Annotated in this window: 17 protein-coding genes and 1 tRNA gene; 14 read left to right on the top strand and 4 right to left on the bottom strand. The window is 60.1% G+C overall.

Annotation, left to right across the window (positions count from 1 at the left end):
• Positions 1-1,020: 1,020 nt before the first annotated feature.
• The gene (locus Q0J60_RS02735) at positions 1,021-1,632 is read right to left on the bottom strand and encodes a GNAT family N-acetyltransferase (RefSeq protein WP_294438701.1); all 612 of its coding nucleotides are present in this window, start codon (positions 1,630-1,632) and stop codon (positions 1,021-1,023) included.
• A gap of 130 nt (positions 1,633-1,762) precedes the next feature.
• Between Q0J60_RS02735 and Q0J60_RS02730 the strand changes: the two genes are divergently transcribed.
• Both Q0J60_RS02730 and Q0J60_RS02725 read left to right on the top strand, forming a co-directional pair.
• Positions 1,763-1,850 (top strand) — tRNA-Ser (locus Q0J60_RS02730).
• Positions 1,851-2,032: 182 nt separating this feature from the next.
• On the top strand, positions 2,033-2,179 hold the full coding sequence (locus Q0J60_RS02725; protein ID WP_294438700.1) for a hypothetical protein: 147 nt from the start codon (positions 2,033-2,035) through the stop codon (positions 2,177-2,179).
• 113 nt (positions 2,180-2,292) lie between these two features.
• Here Q0J60_RS02725 and Q0J60_RS02720 read toward each other — a convergent pair whose 3' ends face one another.
• On the bottom strand, positions 2,293-4,215 hold the full coding sequence (locus Q0J60_RS02720; RefSeq protein ID WP_294438699.1) for an MDR family MFS transporter: 1,923 nt from the start codon (positions 4,213-4,215) through the stop codon (positions 2,293-2,295).
• Between the two features lie 310 nt (positions 4,216-4,525).
• On the opposite strand from Q0J60_RS02720, the gene Q0J60_RS02715 reads away from it, so the two are divergent.
• The 4 genes from Q0J60_RS02715 (at position 4,526) to Q0J60_RS02700 (ending at position 7,379) form a co-directional block, all read left to right on the top strand.
• Positions 4,526-5,155 carry a TetR family transcriptional regulator gene (locus tag Q0J60_RS02715; RefSeq protein ID WP_294438698.1) on the top strand — a complete coding sequence of 210 codons (630 nt, stop codon included), beginning with the start codon at positions 4,526-4,528 and terminating at the stop codon, positions 5,153-5,155.
• A 35-nt stretch (positions 5,156-5,190) separates the two neighbouring features.
• Complete coding sequence (tadA, locus tag Q0J60_RS02710) at positions 5,191-5,640, top strand: tRNA adenosine(34) deaminase TadA (RefSeq protein ID WP_367178768.1); 450 nt, start codon at positions 5,191-5,193, stop codon at positions 5,638-5,640.
• A 135-nt stretch (positions 5,641-5,775) separates the two neighbouring features.
• Positions 5,776-6,753 carry a 4-(cytidine 5'-diphospho)-2-C-methyl-D-erythritol kinase gene (gene ispE / locus Q0J60_RS02705; protein ID WP_294438696.1) on the top strand — a complete coding sequence of 326 codons (978 nt, stop codon included), beginning with the start codon at positions 5,776-5,778 and terminating at the stop codon, positions 6,751-6,753.
• 71 nt (positions 6,754-6,824) lie between these two features.
• Entirely contained in the window at positions 6,825-7,379 is a 555-nt protein-coding gene (locus tag Q0J60_RS02700) for a LemA family protein (protein WP_294438695.1), read from the top strand.
• Between the two features lie 53 nt (positions 7,380-7,432).
• Here Q0J60_RS02700 and Q0J60_RS02695 read toward each other — a convergent pair whose 3' ends face one another.
• Positions 7,433-7,813 (bottom strand): metallopeptidase family protein, encoded by a 381-nt coding sequence (locus Q0J60_RS02695; RefSeq protein WP_294438694.1) that lies wholly within the window; start codon positions 7,811-7,813, stop codon positions 7,433-7,435.
• Between the two features lie 136 nt (positions 7,814-7,949).
• On the opposite strand from Q0J60_RS02695, the gene Q0J60_RS02690 reads away from it, so the two are divergent.
• The 8 genes from Q0J60_RS02690 to Q0J60_RS02655 all read left to right on the top strand — a co-directional run bounded on the left by Q0J60_RS02690 (position 7,950) and on the right by Q0J60_RS02655 (position 16,035).
• On the top strand, positions 7,950-9,389 hold the full coding sequence (locus Q0J60_RS02690) for a DUF4190 domain-containing protein (protein ID WP_294438693.1): 1,440 nt from the start codon (positions 7,950-7,952) through the stop codon (positions 9,387-9,389).
• A gap of 15 nt (positions 9,390-9,404) precedes the next feature.
• Complete coding sequence (locus tag Q0J60_RS02685; protein WP_294438692.1) at positions 9,405-10,307, top strand: acetamidase/formamidase family protein; 903 nt, start codon at positions 9,405-9,407, stop codon at positions 10,305-10,307.
• Between the two features lie 773 nt (positions 10,308-11,080).
• Positions 11,081-12,469 (top strand): APC family permease, encoded by a 1,389-nt coding sequence (locus Q0J60_RS02680; protein ID WP_294438691.1) that lies wholly within the window; start codon positions 11,081-11,083, stop codon positions 12,467-12,469.
• Positions 12,470-12,643: 174 nt separating this feature from the next.
• A complete protein-coding gene (locus tag Q0J60_RS02675) occupies positions 12,644-13,063 on the top strand; it encodes a PaaI family thioesterase (protein ID WP_294438690.1) in 420 nt (139 codons plus the stop codon).
• Positions 13,064-13,083: 20 nt separating this feature from the next.
• Positions 13,084-13,299 carry a hypothetical protein gene (locus Q0J60_RS02670; RefSeq protein WP_294438689.1) on the top strand — a complete coding sequence of 72 codons (216 nt, stop codon included), beginning with the start codon at positions 13,084-13,086 and terminating at the stop codon, positions 13,297-13,299.
• A 409-nt stretch (positions 13,300-13,708) separates the two neighbouring features.
• Positions 13,709-14,032 carry a hypothetical protein gene (locus Q0J60_RS02665; RefSeq protein WP_294438688.1) on the top strand — a complete coding sequence of 108 codons (324 nt, stop codon included), beginning with the start codon at positions 13,709-13,711 and terminating at the stop codon, positions 14,030-14,032.
• Between the two features lie 299 nt (positions 14,033-14,331).
• Positions 14,332-15,006 carry an FAD-binding protein gene (locus Q0J60_RS02660; protein WP_294438687.1) on the top strand — a complete coding sequence of 225 codons (675 nt, stop codon included), beginning with the start codon at positions 14,332-14,334 and terminating at the stop codon, positions 15,004-15,006.
• 27 nt (positions 15,007-15,033) lie between these two features.
• Entirely contained in the window at positions 15,034-16,035 is a 1,002-nt protein-coding gene (locus Q0J60_RS02655) for an FAD-binding protein (RefSeq protein WP_294438685.1), read from the top strand.
• A gap of 561 nt (positions 16,036-16,596) precedes the next feature.
• Here the strand turns inward: Q0J60_RS02655 and Q0J60_RS02650 are convergent.
• On the bottom strand, positions 16,597-18,354 hold the full coding sequence (locus tag Q0J60_RS02650) for a response regulator transcription factor (RefSeq protein ID WP_294438684.1): 1,758 nt from the start codon (positions 18,352-18,354) through the stop codon (positions 16,597-16,599).
• Positions 18,355-18,537: the final 183 nt, after the last annotated feature.

The raw sequence follows: 18,537 nt of genomic DNA, 5'->3' as shown, positions 1-18,537 counted from the left end.
GAAAAACAGCTCTATTTGCGTGGTGAATTCGGGCTCAAGGCGCCTTTCGAGAGCCCTTTTGCGCACCCTTTTGCTGGGATTCTTTCGCCGATAACCGCAAAGCCCCAGGTCAGAAGGTTTCTTCTTGCGCCATCTCGCCATGTGCGTCATCGATGCCCTCGCGGATGAGCTTGCCGCCCCCGCAAATAAGGCCGTTTTTATACTCGACCCCTTGGAAGTCAGCCAATAAGGTGATTTTTATACCTGATGCCCAAAATCTTAGCCAATAAGGCGTTTTTTATACCGAACGGTACCCACTCTCATAGACGGCATGAGGCGGCGTGCGATTAATGACGGATGACGCAGGGTGGCATGTGATTGATGGCGGTTGGTGCGAGCGCATGCGCCCAAGGATGGTTGATGCGATGCGTACGCGCCCAAGGATGGTTGATGCCGAAGAGCATACGCGGGTTGGCGGGGAATTCAGGGCATCACGCGCTCAATAGTGAAGGATCTGGGACGCCGCGGTTCGATGGCGGGCGATCTAGGGCGTCATGCGCCCAATGGGGGCAGGCTGCCGCTAAAAAAGCCGCGAATGGTATTGTTTCGGGCGTCTCGTGCTACGAATCGCGAGAATAGTACTCCCTGAAAGCCGGCTGGGAGACAGGAGGATAAAAGGTTCGAAAGCACCTATCGACGAATCCCCAGGTCAGAAGGTTATCGGAACTGAGTCAGATTAATCTGATTGCTGCATAGGGTGCAAGAGAGGCGAAATGAGTCTCACGGGGCTTACCAAAAGCATACTATTCTCGAAGTTTTTTAGCACGAACCCCGTCAAAAGATACTATTTGTGCAGTTTGTAGCAGCTATCGGATGAGTGGAGTCGCAGATGGGTCAACGTGTGCGGCACGATGCGCTGCATCCAGCGCACACCATGAGGACGAGTAGACGCAACACCTATGATGTGCGTTGGGCGCAGTGCGCATCGTGGGAGCCGATGCGATTTGTGATGCGTAGATATCTATGGGCGATTCGGGCAGATCACCACAGTACGATCTCGTAACCGACGCGCTTTTTGGTCGCTTCGAGCGGATTGCTGATTTCGATTTCGCAGCAGCGCTTCATCCCCAGTTTCTCGAAGGTTCGCTGCATGGGGATGTTGCCTTCGTGAGTATCAGCGCGCACGCTGCGGAATCCGCGAATGAGCGCGTCGTCAATGCATCGCTTCACCATGAGACTCGCCACGCCGCGGCGAACCGCCTGTGCGGATGTGGCCAGGCGATGAAGGGTGACGTACTCGATGCGCCTTCCCGTCGCGCGTGCCTCATCAGGGGAGTTGGGGGAATCGCAGAGCCATGCGCCCTGAGTGACGCACGAGTAATCTGCCTCTCCATCGGGGCAGAAGGCGACGGTTCCGACGATGGTTCCAGGGGCGATGCGCGGCAGGCCGTTTTGACGGTCGATGGCTTCATCTGCTTCGGTCGCTGCAACTACGCGCGTGTACCCCGCCTCTATGTCGGCGCGCAGGCGCTCCGGCGTGGGGCTCCCGTTCTGCCATTGATCGAGGCCGAACGCGGCAAGCGCCGCCCGCCCTTCGCTGGTAACGCGAATCACATCGTCGAGGTCGGCAAGCGTGGCGTGGCGGAATTCCATGGGTTTTCCTCCGTGGATTTTGCTGAGGCTATTATGGATGCATGATACAACAGTTTCGATAAACGAGGCCTCCTGCTTAAGGATCGCGTGGCGTGGGCGAATGCTGTTGTGGTAAACTCATACGGCTTACGGAGGAATGGCCGAGTGGTTGAAGGCACTTGTCTTGAAAACAAGCAGGGCGAAAGCTCTCGTGGGTTCAAATCCTACTTCCTCCGCCACAGGAAATCTTGCAGGTCCGGCGATGCCCGGGCCTGTTTTGCATTGTGGGCCAAAAGGATTTGAACCGCATAACCCTAATCACCGGATAGTTTTTTCGCCTAAAGTGCCACGTTACAATTGTGCGACCAGCGAAGTCTGCGTGCGGGGCGGAGCCTTATCCTCTTGGAAAGAGTGAAGTCCCATGAACATCGTTCTCGAAATTCTCAGTGCCCTGGCTGCGGTAGCCAGCATAGGCGAGTTCTTGCTCGGCCTATGGGGGAAATATAAAGCACAAAAGCAGATGAAGTCGGAAGAAACAAAAGAGCCTGGCGGCAACCAGGCTCTCTAATCGTCAGACCGGCTCCGCCCGCCACTAAACCCATACCGGGCTTCGCTGGTCAGCTGCATTATAGCATGCGTCTCTGCGGGTCATGCAAGGTGTCTGCGGGCGCAAACGAACTACTAATTTGCGGGTGCTGTCTCTTCGCTCTGGTTGCGCGCCTCCAGGTACTTCGACATGGTGTAATGCGCGATGTCGGAGCGGTTGACCACGCCAACCAGGTGCCCCTCGTCGGTGACGGGAATCTTCTTCAGGTGGTTCTCGCCCAGGATGCGGCACACCTCGCGCAGGTCGGTGTGCACGTCCACGGTGATCACGCCGCGCGCGCCGATGGAGCACACGTTGGATTCCATGACGCTCTGCGCCTTGTCATCGAACTCATCGTTGTCGGCATCGGTGGTGAGCTGGGTGAACAGCACCGGGTCGGTGAAGGTGGTCTTGCGCTTGGCCAGCACGCGCGCCACGTCGCCGTCGGAGATGAAGCCCACGGCGTGCCCCTCGGAATTCACGATGGGCGCGGCGCTGATGTGCTTGCTCACGAACAGCTCCACGGCGTCGCATACGGTCGCGGTGTCGGGCAGCGTGTACACGTCGCGCTGCATGATGCGCTCGAGCGTGCTGCGGTTGCGGCTGTCGGGATCCACCGCTGCCGCCTCGCCCGGCTTGTCCTTCACGCACACGATGGTGATGATCAGGCCAATCAGGCACAGCAGCGTGCCCACGAAGAACGCCGCGTTTACGCCCAGGATGCCGGCGTGCGTGCCGTCCATGCCGCTTTGCGCCGCCATGTTGGTGGCCATTGTGGACACCGAAACCAGAATGGCCGTGCCCAGCGAGCCCGCCACCTGGCGGAACGTGTTGCCCACCGAGGTGCCGTGGTTGATGAGCGAGTTATCCAGCGCATTCATGGCCCACGTGTTGATGGGCATGTTCACCAGCGACATGGAGAACATACGCACCGCGTACAGCACGGTCAGGTAGATTACGCCCGTGGCGTCGCCCAAGAACGCGAACGCCAGCGTGGAGGCGGTGAGCAGCGTCATGCCGATGAGACTCAGCACGCGCGGCCCGTGCTTGTCGAACAGGCGGCCGGCGATGGGGCCCATGGCGCCCATGATGACGGCGCCCGGCAGGATGACCAGGCCCGATACGGTTGCCGAGTAGCCCATGTAGGACTGCAGGTAGATAGGCATCAGGATGCCCGCCGCCAGCAGCGAGCCCTGCACCAGCATACCGATGATGGTGCCGATCAGGAACTTGCGGTTGGCCAGCACGCGCACCTGTAGCATGGGTTCGTCCATGCTCAGCTGGCGGCGGAAGAACAGCACCAGAATGACCACGCCCACAAGCGTAATGGCGATGTCGGCCACATTCACGCCGGTGGATCCGATAGTCGAAAGGCCATATAGCAGTCCGCCGAAGCCCAGCGTGGAAAGGATGACCGAGGGCTTGTCCAGCGTGGAGTCAGGCTTGAAGCCGCCCATAGCCTTGTCGATGAACACCACGCTGGCGATAACCACCAGCACCGAAAGGATGGCGATGGCGTAGAACAGCACGTGATAGCCGTAGGAGTCGATTACCACGCCGGCGACGCTGGGGCCGGCGGCCGGGGCGAACGCGATTACGATGCCGAAGATGCCCATGGCCGATCCGCGGCGCTCGGGCGGGAAGGTGAGCATCAGGGTGGTCATGACCAGCGGCATGCTGACGCCTGCGCCGGCGGCTTGCAAAAGGCGGCCCACAAGCAGGATGGGGAAGTTGGCCGCCCAGCCGGCAAGCGCGCTGCCCGCGGCGAACACCGCCATGGAGATGGCGAACAGCGTGCGCGTCTTATAGCGGTCGGTCAGATAGGCGGTCACAGGCACCATGATGGCGTTGACCAGGGTAAATCCGGTGGTTAGCCATTGCGCCATAGACGCGTCGACCCCGGTTTCCGCCATGATGGACGGCAGGGCGGGGGTCACGACGGTTTGGTTCAGGATGGCGACGAAGGTGCCGAACACCATGACTGCCAGCATCAGAAACTGCTTGCGAGTAAGTTTCACGTACTTATTCCTCCTTCGTATGGGTCAATCGTTCGACGAAGACGACCTTGGCGTAACGGCGTGGGCATTGCCCGCGCGGCGGTGCGGCCGCCGGGCCCGCTTTTGGCAGAAAAGCGTTCGGCAGATGCGCTTCGCTCGGTAAAAAACGCTCCCGACGGGCAGACCCGCGGAAGCGTTTGGAAGGCAACGGTATGGAAGAGCGGCAGAACGCCTCGTTTTGTTGCATATAAAGTGTACACCCGGTGTAAAAATCCACCAGGTGTGAGGAAGAACTATAATAAAGCCTCCATAAGCAACAAGGAGGATTCCCATGGAAGAGGCCGGTGCGAACGAGGGGCTTCGCAGCCGAAAAAAGGCACAGTCCAGGCGCGATATCGAGCGTGCCATGCTGGAGCTCGTACTCGATCGAGGGTATGAAGACGTTACCGTGGGCGATGTGTGCGAGCGTGCTTGCGTGTCAAAAAAGACGTTCTTCAACTACTTTCCCTCCAAAGACGCAGCTGTGCGCGGGCGGTTCGAACCCACTCCTTCCGACGGTGAGTTGGTGGAGGCGCTGGAATCCGATCTCAAGAAGAATTACATCGATGTGGTGGTGGAGGCCGCGCAGCCTGATCTTACTGCCGAGCTCCAGGAGGACCCGCAGGTCAAAGAGCTGCGCCAAAATGTGTTTGTGCAAAGCCCTCAGCTGTTGTTCCGCGGGCATAAAGACATAGCCGAGATGCAGGCCGCTATTGCCCGCGCGCTTCGGACGCACCTCACGCGCCACCCCGAATGCCGTCTCCTCCCTGACGAGCCTTTGTCGGTTGAGATATTGGCCGCCACATCTGCCGTCGCCTCTGTTATGCGCATTCGCCTCGTGGCATCCATTCGCGACGACCGCGTGCCCGACGTTTCTGAGGTGCGTGCCCTGCTTGAGCGCATTGTCGGAAGGGGGCTGTGATGCTGCCGGGAATCCCGCCGTCGGCTGATGAGGTGATTGAGGCCGACGAGCGCTTCATGCACCGTGCGCTTGAGTTGGCCCGCGAGGCCGGCGAGGCGGGCGAAGTGCCCATCGGCGCCGTGGTGGTGTGTCAGGGCGAGGCGATCGCCGAGGCGGGCAATCGTCGCGAGCGCGATAACGACCCTGCAGGTCACGCTGAGTTTTTGGCCATCTGTCAGGCGGCGCGCGAACTGGAGCGATGGCGCCTTCCCGACTGCACGGTGTACGTGACGCTCGAGCCGTGCATCATGTGCGCGGGCCTTATGCACCAGGCGCGCGTCGGGCGCTGCGTGTACGGCGCGGCCGACCCCAAGGCCGGCGCGCTGGGGTCGCTCTACGCGATTCATGACGATAGGCGCCTCAACCACCGCTTCGAGGTGAAAAGCGGCGTCTTGGCCGATGAATGTGCGACTGTGTTGCGCGAGTTCTTCGAGCGACGACGCTGACGGCACGGCACCCGCCGCCGGAAGCAGACGCAGGATTGTCGAAAAGATAGACAACAGGAACGAGGCCTTACGAAAAAGGAACCTCCCGGACCCCGGAAAAGAACCCTCCGGAAAACGCCAGAAAAGGAATCTCCCATGAGCCAGACCATTAAAGTAATCGCCCCCGCCAAGGTGAACCTGCATTTGGGCATCGGCGCTGCGCAGCCGGACGGCTATCACGCGGCGACCTCGGTGCTGCATGCGGTTTCGCTGCACGACACGCTGACCATGCGCTTCGAGGAAGCGGCGCCGGGCGCCGGCCTTGCGGTGCAGGTGCGCTGCCAGGGGGCGCCGGGTATCGAGGCGCCCGAGATTGCTTCCGAGGACAACATCGCGCACAAGGCGATTGTTGCGCTCGCGCAGGCGCTGGGGCGTACGGCGGATGAGTCGGTGACTGTGGATATCCTGAAGGCGATTCCCCATGCGGCGGGTTTGGGCGGCGGATCGTCCGACGCTGCCGCGGCGCTTGCGGGCGCCGCGCAGGCATGGGGCGTCGATGCCCTGTCTGACCAGGTGGTAAAGGTGGCGGCGGGCCTTGGGGCCGATGTGCCGTTCTTCCTCTACGGCGGCTGCGTGTGCATGACCGGTAGGGGAGACGTGTTCGACCACGAGCTCGCGCCCATGCGCAAGCCACTGGTGCTGGTGCGCCCCGACGCGGGCGTCTCCACCGCGGCGGCGTACAAGGCGTTCGACGAATGTGGCACGCCGGAGTCGACCGAAGAGACCCAGGCGGCCTGCGCGGTGCAGTCGGCAGAAGACTTGCCGCTGTTCAACAACTTAGCGGTCGCCTCCGAACAGGTGTTGCCGCAGCTTGCAAATGTGCGTGCGTGGCTGGAGGTGCAGCCGGGCGTTGAACACGACGCGGCGGGCAAGCCCGAGGTGCTGCTTTCCGGTAGCGGATCGGCAAGCTTCGCCGTGTGCGAGAGCATGGATGCAGCGTATGCCCTGGTGGCGGCCGCAAAGCTGCAGGGTTGGTGGGCGCGCAGCTGCTCGTTTGCCCCTATCGGCGCTCGCGTGCTGGACGCCCCCGCAAGCGCGCGCACCAACTTGGGCGCCGTGCATAAGAGCTGGTAGTCCCGGCGTTTTGCCGCTTATCTACCTATATAATGGAGCGGTTCTAATTGAGATAAGAGAAAGGTTCTCTCATGCCTATCTGGGCCATCGTTCTGATCGTCATCGTGGTCGTGTTGATTGTCGCGATCATCGGGCTTTACAACAACCTGGTCAAGCTGCGCAACATGGTGGACAACGCCTGGGCGCAGGTGGACGTGCAGTTGCAGCGCCGTTTGGATCTCATCCCCAATGTGGTGGAAACCGTGAAGGGCTACGCCGCGCACGAAAGCGGCACGCTCGAGGCTGTGACCGCCGCGCGTTCCGCCGTGGCCAACGCTGGCACGCCGGGCGACAAGATGGCGGCCGACAACATGCTGACCGGTGCGCTGAAAAGCCTGTTCGCCGTTGCCGAGGCCTATCCCGATCTCAAGGCCAACACCAATTTCCAGCAGCTCCAGACCGAGCTTTCCGCCACCGAGGACAAGATCAGCTACATGCGTCAGAGCTACAACGACACGGTGATGAAGTACAACACCGCCATCCAGACGTTCCCCGCGGTGCTCGTCGCCGGCATGATGGGCTTCAAGGAGCGCCAGAGCTTCGATGCCGTCGCCGGCGCCGAAGTCGCTCCCAAGGTGCAGTTCTAGCAGCTGCGCAACAACCGATCATTTGTATAAGGCCGCCTGATCGGGCGGCCTTTCTAGTACCCAATCTTTCGCAGGGCGGCGTCGTCCATGCCGAAGTGGTGGCCTATCTCGTGCACCACGGTCCTGCGAATCTCTTCCACGATGCGTTCGCGCGAGTTGAAGCAGCGCTCATGCGGGCCTTTGAAAATGGTCACGACGTCTGGCATTTCACCCTCGCCGTACCACTCGCCGCGTTGCGTGAGCGCCACGCCTTCGTAAAGCCCCAGGATTTCGCCGCCGGGACCCTCGCTTCCCGACGACATGCGTTGGCGGGCGTTGGGCTCGTTCTGAACCGTCACCATCACGTTGTCCAGCGCCTCGAGGAAGGCGTCGGGTATGGAATCGAGCGCATCTTCCACCGCCGCCTCGAATTCTTCGTCCGTCATCGTGTACATGGGGCCTCCCTGTCTCGTAATTTGCACCATTATGGCACGATGCGCGCGTATTGCTGGGGGCGCGATGGCAGTGTGGTGGTATTCTGAAAACGTTCCTTAACTTTAGGAAAATGTGTCTTTAGAAAAGAGGGTGAAGATGGAAGAGAAGACCCCTGGCGTTCCCGCTCCCGAACAGCCCGAGTCCCCCGTAACGCCGCCTGCTCCCGAAGCGCCTGCCGCTCCGGTTGAACCTGCTGCGCCGGTTGAGCCTGCAACGCCCGCCGCGCCCGCAGAACCTGTCGCTCCGGCATGCCCCGCTCAGCCCGCGACGCCGCCGCAACCGGTCGCACCTCCGCAGCCGACGGCTCCGGCTTCTGAGGCGCCTGCCGCTCCTGAGGTCCCTGTGGCGCCCTCCACTCCTGAGGCGTCTGCGGCCCCGCAAGCTCCTGCCGCACCTGTGGCTCCTGCTGCGCCGCAGCAACCGACTCAACCTCAGCAGCCCGCTCAGCCGGTGGGCGCGCCCGCGCAACCCGCCCAGCCCGCTGCACCGGCGCAGCCCCAGCAGGCTGCCGCTCCGGTTCAACCTACGGGCTTCGACCCCACGCAGCCGTTCGGTGGCAATCAGCCGCAACCTCAGCCCCAGCCGCAGCAGCCGTACGGTCAGCAACCTCAGCAGCCCGCGCAGCCGGCTCAGCCCATGGGCTATAACGGCCAAGGCGCTTATCCTCCGCCTCCGGTGGCGCCCGCATACGCCCAGAAGAGCAACGGAAAGGCAATCGGCGCGCTCATCTGCGGTATTCTCGCCATCCTGTTCTCGTGGCTGCCCCTGCTGGGCATCATCTTGGGTATCGTCGCCATCGTGCTTGCCTCCAAATCGGCCAAGCAGTTCGGCCGCGACGGCAAGGCCACGGGCGGCAAGGTGTGCGGCATCATCGGCATCGTGTTCGCCGTTTTCGGCTTCATTTTCTGGGGCATGGTCAGCTGCGCGGTGATCTCCTCGATGGACGATTACGCCGACACGGGCTATAGCGAGCTCGATGCGGTCATCGACTCCGGCGATTCCGGCTCCGTCTCCACTGATTTGACCGAGGCCGAGCAACAAGCAGAAGCCGCCGCCACCGCCGAGCTAGACAAACTCGTCAACCAGGACGAGGCTACGGTGCAGTATCTGGCATCCGAGCTGGACGAGGGATTCACCGAGGCCATGGACGTGAGCCATACCGATTTGGGCATCGACCCCGCAGATCTGGCGCGTTGGATGCTGACCGACCTCACCTACACCCCTGATGGCGTGTATGTGTATGAGGAAGACGGCGAGGGCACCATGTATGCCGACATCGAGATGCGCGACTCGTATGCGTTCATGATGAACTTCTACGACAAGGTGAACGCGCTCAATGGCTCCGAGGAAGTCAAGACGATGACCGAGGATGAGGCCAAGGCGCGCATCGGCGAACTCTACTATGAAGCGATGGACGAAACCACCGACATGACCACGTACTACGCCACCGTTGACCTGGTGAAAGAGGGCGACCAGTGGGTCGTCGACCAGGACAGCTGGGAGGAAGAACTGGATTACATGTTCGGGATCTATTAGGGGAAGAAGGGAACCATGAAAATCATCGAAGCGCAGGTGTACGACTTCAATAAGGAGAACGCCCCGTGCGACACGGCTAAACCGGGCGACATGCTGCTGTTCAAGACGCTGGACTGCTTCTCCAACCGCATCCCCGACGAGGACACTACCATGGCCGACCTGGATTACACCTACGGCTTCGCGAACCCTGCCGCCGGCCCCGTATACGTTGAGGGGGCCGAGCCGGGCGACGTGCTGGTGGTTGACGTCTACGACATCCAGGTGGCCGACGAAGGCACCATCGCCACTGATGACCACTGCGGCCCGCTGTTCGAAACCACGGGTTATCGCACCAAGAAGATCCAGATCAAGGACGGCGTAGCCGATTTCAATGGCGTGAAGTTCCCTATCAACCCGATGATCGGCGTCATTGGCACCGCGCCCGACGGCGAGCCCGTGATTGACGGCTTCGTGGGCAACCACGGTGGGAACATGGACAACAAGCACATCACCAAGGGCGCGCGCCTGTACTTCCCGGTGCGCGTGCCGGGCGCGTTACTGCAGATGGGCGACGTGCACGCCACGATGGGCGATGGCGAGCTGTGCGGAACCGGCATTGAGATTCCGGCCGAGATCCTCGTCAAGATTCAGCTGGTCAAGGGCTTCGAGCTCAACTGGCCCGTGCTGGAGACGCACGACAAGTGGTACGTGAACGCCTGCGCGCCCAAGTATGACGAGGCGCTGATGAACGCGGCAAAGGAGATGCAGCGTCTGATCATGCGCATCACCGGCTGGGATGCCGAGGAGACGTACATGTATATGTCCGTCCAGTCTGACGTGGAAATCAGCCAGGGCTGCGAGCCGTGCGAGGTGCAGCTGTCGCTGCGCATCGGCACGCCCAAGCTCTACGACCTGGAGCCCCTGATCCCGCAGCCGTAAGGCGTTTCCCGCAAGGTGCCGCAACGCTCAAAGGCGCGGAGGCTGACTCCGCGGCAGCAAGGGCGGTTCGGCTACAGACTGCAGAGTCGATTTACGAAAGAGGCCCGCTTTGTACTTCTCCGGAGGTGCAAAGCGGGCCTGAATTGTAAAAAGGGGTACAAAGTAGACTCGGAATGCAAATCGGAGGTGCAAAGCGGATCTAATTCGTAAGCGCACTGCAAAACAAGGCTGCTTTGTACCCCCCTATTTGCGGAAGGGGTCCCGCCAGCGCGCTGAGCCCATGGACGAGGGTCTTTACCTCGTATTCGTGGATATTCGCGGAAGGGGTTCTTTTTGCGCACTGCGGAAGGGACTTTTGTTGCGCACCATGCTCGCGATGGGGCTCATTTTGCATCTCCATCTGCAGAGGGGATCTGTGCCTCGCATCTTTTCCACCTCTCCTCTTTTCGTCTCAATTGCGCCGCCGGCTTAGCTCGGGTGACCGTTCACCGCGCATCTGTTTCCGATGCGCTAAAACATGTGCACAAGTTCTCCACATATGCTAAAGGCGATGCTAAACTGCTCTATCGCGTTAAAGCGATATGTCAAAACCAAGCGACGTGGGCATGCGATGCCAAAGGGGGAATACCGCGAAGCTGCAAGGTTTGATCATGGGTTTCTCGGAACAGCAAGAGCGGCACGCCATCTGGGAAAATGAGCAAACCGACGCAAGGGCAACATGCGTATGCCGCTGGCTTTTGGCAGGTAAGGAAAGCGAGTAGAAGGAAAAGGCAATGGCAGAAAAACTTTCGAGCGCCGAGAAGCTCGAGCAGCAGTTCGGCTATAAGCAAGAGCTGCGCCGCGGCATGGGCCTTTGGGACGTCGTTTTGTACGGCGTTCTGTTCATGGTCATCATCGCCCCGCACTCTATCTGGGGCCTTGTGCAGCAGCAGGGCCTGGGTATGTCCACGCTGGTCTACCTGGTAGGTTTCGTGGCCATCGGCTTTACGGCTCTGAGCTATGTGCGCATGAGTAAGAAGTTCCCCATCGCGGGATCGGTGTACTCCTATGTGCAGCGCGGTCTGAACCCGCATGCGGGCTTTATTTCGGGCTGGATGATTCTGTTGGACTACTGCATCGCTCCTGCTCTGCTGTACACCATGGTTGCCAACTGGGGCGTTATGCTGGTTCCCAATAGCCCCTGGTGGTTGTGGATCATCGTGTTCGTTGCATTCAATACCTTCGTCAACATTCGCGGCGTTTCCCTCACCCGCGGCATCGACTTCGTGATTTTCGCCATCGAGATCATCGCCGTTATTGCGTTTGTGGCTCTGGGCTGCAACTTCATCATGGGCGGCGGCGGCGCTGGCGAGTTCAACATGGACCCCATTTGGCAGCCTGACGTTGTCACCCCCACCTTCATTGCTGCGGGCATTTCCATCGCGGCGCTTAACTTCCTTGGCTTCGACGGCATTTCCACGTTGGCTGAGGAAACCCACGAGCCCGAGAAGAACATCGGCCGCGGCATCATGATCGCCCTGCTCATCATCATCGTGTGCTTCAGCGTTCAGACCTACATCGCTTCGCTGATTCAGCCCGACTGGATGAGCTGGGATGAAGAGCACGCCAACAACGCGTTCTTCTATGGCTGCCAGCTGATCGGCGGCAACCTGTTCATGAACATCATGCTGGTCATCAACATCGTGGCTGTGGGCATTGCCAACATCATGAACGCTCAGCTCGCCGCTTCTCGTCTGCTGTACTCCATGGGCCGCGATGGCGTTATCCCGCGCATCTTCGGCAAGGTACATCCCAAGTACAAGACCCCCTGGGTAGGTTCGATCTTTATTGGCATTGTGGCATTCATCCTGGTGGCGATTTTGGGAATGGCTGACCTCGCTACCCTGGTGAACTTCGGCGCCCTGTTCGGCTTCATCATGCTGAATTTCTCGGTGTTCTGGTATTTCTTCGTGAAGCAGAAGGAGCGTTCTTTTGGCGGCGTAGTGAAGTACCTGATCTGCCCCTGGATCGGCATCGCCATTCTGGTGTATGTATTCACCGGCTTCCAGGCGCTCACTTGGGCGATGGGCATCACTTGGTTCGTTATCGGCATGATCGTGGCGGCCGTGAAGTCCAAGGGCTTCAAGGAGGTTCCCGAGGCATTCAAGAACCTGGACGCGTAAGGGCGAAGGCTTTGTGGGCGCATGGTGCGCCGCAAGGCCAAGCGGCGGCTGCGCGTTTCGCTGCGCCGCAAGTCTGAGTGGCGTGCGTGTATCGCGCCAAGCCGCAAGACCGGATGTTTGGAAGGGGCCGCAGAATATGCGGCCCCTTCTTTTATATGAGATGAGGAGAGAAATATGGCAGAACCCCTGGTCGCGGCGGATGCGTCCTTTGACGAGATACGCGCGACGTTCGAGAAAGACCGCTATGCCACCACAACGCTTACGCCCACGATCGAAGATGCGCGTCCTGGCTACGCTCGCGTAAGCATGGAAATAGGGCCGGATCATCGCAACGGCATGGGCGCGCTTATGGGCGGCGTGTCGTTTACGCTGGCCGATTTCGCGTTTGCGATTGCGTCCAATGTAGGCCAAGCGCCCACGGTTACCGCTTCGAGCACGATTGATTTCATGAGCGCGCCCAAGGATGCTCGTCTGATTGCCGAGTGCGAGGTCGAAAAGAGCGGCCTTTCGCTGTGTTTCGCTGCCGTGCGCGTGATCGACGGTGCCGGCAATCCTGTTTCGCGCATCTCCGTGACGGGCTTTCGCAAAGGATAGGGGCAGGGATAAAGGTCGACTTGCTTGAGCGCTGGGTGTTTTCAGCCTTTTGCGAGGGCTCTGCCGAAAAAGAATGCCGTCATGCTGCAGTTTTCAGCGGGCGCCGCGAGTATGCACGTAATCAGTACTCGTCTGACCTGGCGTTATTGTTCTGCTACGACAGGGCTACTTGCCGCATTGCCAAAAAACTGCAGCACGACGGCATCCGCATTGCTTCTCGCCCGTTTGTGCCGTAATTTAACGGTGTCGTAGCTGACAATGGGACGCCCCTCCATCCCTCCCTTAATGTTCCGTTGCGCGAAGCCCGACCTGCGCGATACTGCGGGTCGGACTTCTTGCGTTAGATACCGGAAGATCATGGTGTCGAATGATCGTGCCATGCGGGATTGACCGCGAAATTATGACAAGGGGCTGTTGGACGAGAGCCAAGCTGTTCGTGCTAAAAGCGTGGCATTCTCGGCGGTCTTGAGCGCGTGAATGGAATGTGCGTTAAAACTTTCTTTTGCCATCTGGACGCTTTGGACTGGTGGGCGTACCATCTGCCGAGCTGTTTTGGACGAAGCCCGCCATAAGCGTCATACGCGCTCTGAGTCATGATCGTCATGCGCCATGCGCGGCGGGCGTTGGGAAAGGGATGTATGCCCCATGGCTGAGATACTGGAAGCCGTCATGTTGATTTGTTTTGGCCTTTCGTGGCCGATGAATGCCTGGAAGGCGTATCGCGCGCGTACGGCAGCGGGCACCAGCTGGCAGTTCATTTTGCTTATCACGATGGGGTACGTCGCGGGCATCGCCGCTAAGTTTTGCGCGGGAGCCATCAATTGGGTGCTTGCCGTGTACTTCCTCAATATGATTTTCCTTGGTTTCAATTGGGCGATTTATTTTCGCAATCGCACGCTGGACAAGACGAACGCTCTGCAGCGTGCCGCCCGCAAGGTCGCCAAGATGCATCAAAAACAAGAGGCGTAACGGAATCGGCGGCAGTGTCGATAACCGGCCTCCCTTCCGAATTGGCCGTGCGTATCCCGTATCTGGCATACCCTACTTTCGGGTATTTCTCACTGATTACATGCAAATCCCCTGATAAATCCCCTGTACCACGCGATGATTCCCCTCCGTCGCGCAGGTAGAGTGCACATCATCAAAGCCGGGCGGGCCAAGCCGTAGAGGGCGGGTTGGCGGGTGTGATGCGCAACACGCAACGCACATGCATCCGACGCGTGCCACGCAATGCAGCCACCGTCTGGCATCGACAATAGGAGGGAATTATGGAACTCACTCGTCGCGATTTGTTTAAGTTCGGCGGCGTCGCCGCTGCGGGCGCTGCGACTGCCGGCGTGCTGGCTGGCTGCTCGCCCAGCACCGCAAGCAGCTCTTCCGATGAGGCTGCGGCAACCACCGGCTCTTGGCGCGACCAGCCCGAGATGCCCACCGAGTTCGCCGAGACCGTTGACTGCGACCTGGTGGTTGTGGGCGCGGGCAACGGCGGCCTGGTTGCTGCCACCACCGCCGCTCAAAACGGCGCGAAGGTCGTCGTGCTGGAGAAGGCCGGCGCCATCGCCATGGCTCGCGAGGCCATCGGCGCGCTGAACTCCAACCTTGCGTCCGACCACAAAGAGGATGTGCCCACGCTCATCAACCACGCCGCTACGGTGAACGCCGGCGACATCAACGCCCCGCTCTACAAGACCTGGGCCGAGAAATCCGGCGAGATGATCGAGTGGATGAAGGAGACTTTGGAGCCCAAGGGCATGCTCTTCCCGTTCGAGTGGCATGCGCCCGACGATCCGCACGCCTACTACCCGGCCATGTGCTATAACCCCTGCCTCGATGAGTACAATCCCGATGGCCCCAACTACGGCGCCTACATGCACCTCGAGGTCATGTCCGACGTGTTCACCAACGATTTGGGCGGCGAGATTCGCTTCAACACCCCGGCTTAGCAGCTTATCCAGGACGAGTCCGGTCGCGTGACCGGCGTTGTCGCCGAGGGCGAGGACGGCTTCATCCAGATCAATGCCTCCAAGGGCGTTATCGTGTGCACCGGCGGCTATGGCGCCAACCTCGAGATGCTTGACGAGCTGGCCCCCGGCAACTCCACCTGGTGCGGCCTGACCAGCGCCACCGGCGAGACGGGCGACGGCATCCGCATGGCTTTGTGGGCCGGCGCCGAGCTTGAGGCGGGCGGCGGCTGCATGGTGTGGAACCGCGCCATCCTGCCCGACGGCTTCGAGTTCGACGGCTCCCGCACCGGCGGCGACATCTTCCTGCCCGGCAGCCAGCCGTTCCTGCATGTGAACATTCGCGGCGAGCGCTTCATGAACGAGGACCAGTGCTATCCCATGAGCTTCGCCGCCGGCGCCAACCAGCCCGGCCACTACAGCTGGATCGTGTGGGACGGTAATTACTGGGACGACATCAAGCAGTTCGACACCTGCGGATGCTCTCGTCTGTATCCTGCACCCAGCGGCACTGCCTTCAACGCCGACGTGTACGACTGCGAGGCGCTCACCAAGGAGCACCTGGATTCCTTCTGGCTGCAGCCCCGCCTGGAGAACGGCATGCTCAAGAAGGCCGACACTCTTGAGGGTCTGGCCGAGGCTATGGGCTTTGACGCCGAGACCACCGAGACCTTCCTGGCCACCGTCGAGCATTACAACGAGCTGTGCGCCAAGGGCGAGGACACCGATTTCGGCAAGCCGGCTTACCGTCTGTCCGACGTTGAGGCCGCTCCGTTCTACGCTGCCCGTATCGCCGGTGCTCTGCTGGTGACCATCCACGGCGTGATCACCGACACCAACAGCCAGCCGCTGCGCGCCGACGGCTCCGTAATCGAGGGCCTGTATGTGTGCGGCAACGACCAGGGCGGCTTCTATCCGCACAACTACCCGTCTAATTTCACGGGCATGAACGCCGGCCGTACCGCGACCTTCGCTCGCATCGCTGCCAAGCACGCGCTGGGCGTGGAGTAACGCATCTTCCTTACCAGGCAACTCAATGTCACCCTCCCAAGGAAAGGGCCCTGCGGGGCTCTTTCCTTTTGTATGACACTAGGCTGGGATGCAGGTTGCGCGAGAACTCCGGCTGCCAGTCCGTCGTCATCCCCGGAGGCGTCCTGTGCGCCCCGCGAGCGGGTCGTGCCCGGCCTCCTTGGCGGGCGGCAGGGGCATTTTCAGGGCAAAATAGGTTTGATATATGGTGCAATACATGATGCGTCCGAAATTTGGACAGAAAATCGAGAATCTTTGCGTATGCAGCTTTTATTTCGGCGTCGCCCGAGTCTCATGGATTGCGTTTTCTCAGGTCGCAATTTTTTGCAACCAAGATAGTGCCTTGTTTCGATACCCTTGGCACAAACATTCTCGATTTTTTGTCCCGTATTTTTGGGTGTCTAGTAGCACGTTTGCTATTAATGCATTAATTCGCATATTAAATATATAACATGCTTGTATATGAATATCAATATCCTGATGGATTAGGATGCACCTGATGTGGGGCGTCGGGTCCTTTGATGCTATTGCTGGTGCTTTTCCTTAGGCATCATGCTTCTCTGCTGGGCTGGGGCGATAGTCGGCTACGAGGTCGATGAGTTCTTGGCGGCTGTGAACGCCCAGTTTGGCGTAGATGTGTTTGGCATGGGTGGCTGCGGTCTCGCGCGAGATGACCAGCGCATCGCGCACGTACGGTACGGAGCGCCCGCGTGCGAGCAGCGCAAACACTTCTGACTCGCGACGCGTGAGCCCATATTCTTGGGCAATCGAAGCTATACGGTCATCCGTTGAGAGCGTAGACGGATCGGCGTCCATTGCACTTTCGTCTTCGGCGGTTTTGGCGGAGTTAGTGGGCTTAGGTGCTGCGGTCGTGCCACTTGCCTGAATATCCGCGGAATCGTTGGCGGTCGAAGCATCCTTGGCGACCAAATTGTCGGCGGGCGAGGCAAAGCTTCGTTTGTCGTCGATAACGAACATCGTTGCCACCACCAACGCCGCCATGGACGCGGCGGCAACCTGGTCGAGTGTAATCATACTGTCGGCAATTGCTTCGGCAAACGCTGCGGTGGCGAGCACTCCCAGAAAGTCGCCCAGGTGGACCGAAATCCAGCCCCAGCCATACGCCTGAACGGCGGTCATCTTGTTCTCCGAAGTGACGCGCGCAAAATACATCTGCGTGATCAGGCAGAACGCAAAGCGCGCCGCTACCGACATAGTAAATGCGAGATAACTGCCCAGCGTGTCTCCAAAAAGAATGATGGCGGCAAATCCCAGCACGAGTGCCGGGCACATCCAGCGATAAAAGAACGAAATAGAAATGCGCCTTGGCCCCACGACCGAAATGAACGCGATGGCAAGCGTAAATAGGGTGGACACAAGCAGCGCAATTTGAATGCCCAAGCTGTCGAAAGAGTTTCGTCCCTCCACGAGCGCTCCGGCAACGCAAACAAAAAGACACGCCACCATGATTCCCACAATGGTGCGCCCCATCGTGGCGGGAATGGCAAGGGCAGAAAACGGGGAAGCGTCTTCATGCGACGCGTTGTCCGGGGAAGCGTCGGTATGGGCGGTAGTGCTCTGGATTGCTTCGGCGCTGCTTGCGAAGTTATCGGTCGGCAGCACGGCGACGTGTGCCGCCTTGCCACCCGCGGCAGGTGCCGGCGCGCCATTGGCCTCGTCCTCTTTGCGTGCGATGAAAAGGCAAAGCCCCGACAGCAGGGGGAACGATGCGACAACCGCCACGACAACCCAGCCGCTCATGGCAGAAACGCCCAGCGTAATGAGCGCGCCCAGCACGGCGGAAACGGGACCGAAGAGCTCCACGTCTTCCTGCGGAATGCGTGCGTAATGCTCGCCCCACGACACCCACATGACGCCGCTGCCGATGCCGGTCAAAAGGGACGCCGCGGCAAACAAAACGGTCGTCAACGCGACGTCGCCCGCCGAAACAAGCAGCAGAGGTGTGCCGACGGAGGCGATGACTGCCATTGCGAGTTCGATGCGCGGGTGCGCCGATGGAGGGCCAAGCCTGCGCTCCGCGGCAATCACGGCAGCCAGCGTGGCGATGGACACGAAAACGGGAAACGCATCAAAGAACAGGGCCAAGGTCCCGGGCACTGCGTCTGCCGCAATGAGCGCATCGCCCGACGGCACGCCGAAAAGCTGCAGGTAGAACACGCAAAACACCCAGGCGAGCAAGAACGCCCAGCCTAGGCGATAGGGCGCCTTCGCCGCATCGAGCAGCGTGGGTCCTGCCGAAAAATCGCGTAAATCAGCCTGATTCGCAGTGGTAAATTGCATGGCTCCCTTTCCCTGAATATTGGGAGAATTGTACTACGTTCCTGCGTTGCACACGAGGCAAGATGGCGGCGGCGAATGCTGCGCCGTGCAACCATGGGACGGCAATATCATGGGGCGGCGCGCTTCCTGATCGGGCGGTCGTGTGTGCGCCGCATGTCGATTGGCAAGAGAAAGCCTCCCATC

The organism is uncultured Slackia sp. (genome assembly GCF_944321625.1).
Classification (GTDB): domain Bacteria; phylum Actinomycetota; class Coriobacteriia; order Coriobacteriales; family Eggerthellaceae; genus Slackia.
The sequence above is the reverse complement of the archived record's forward strand: the minus strand, read 5'-3'. Positions and strand labels throughout refer to the sequence as shown.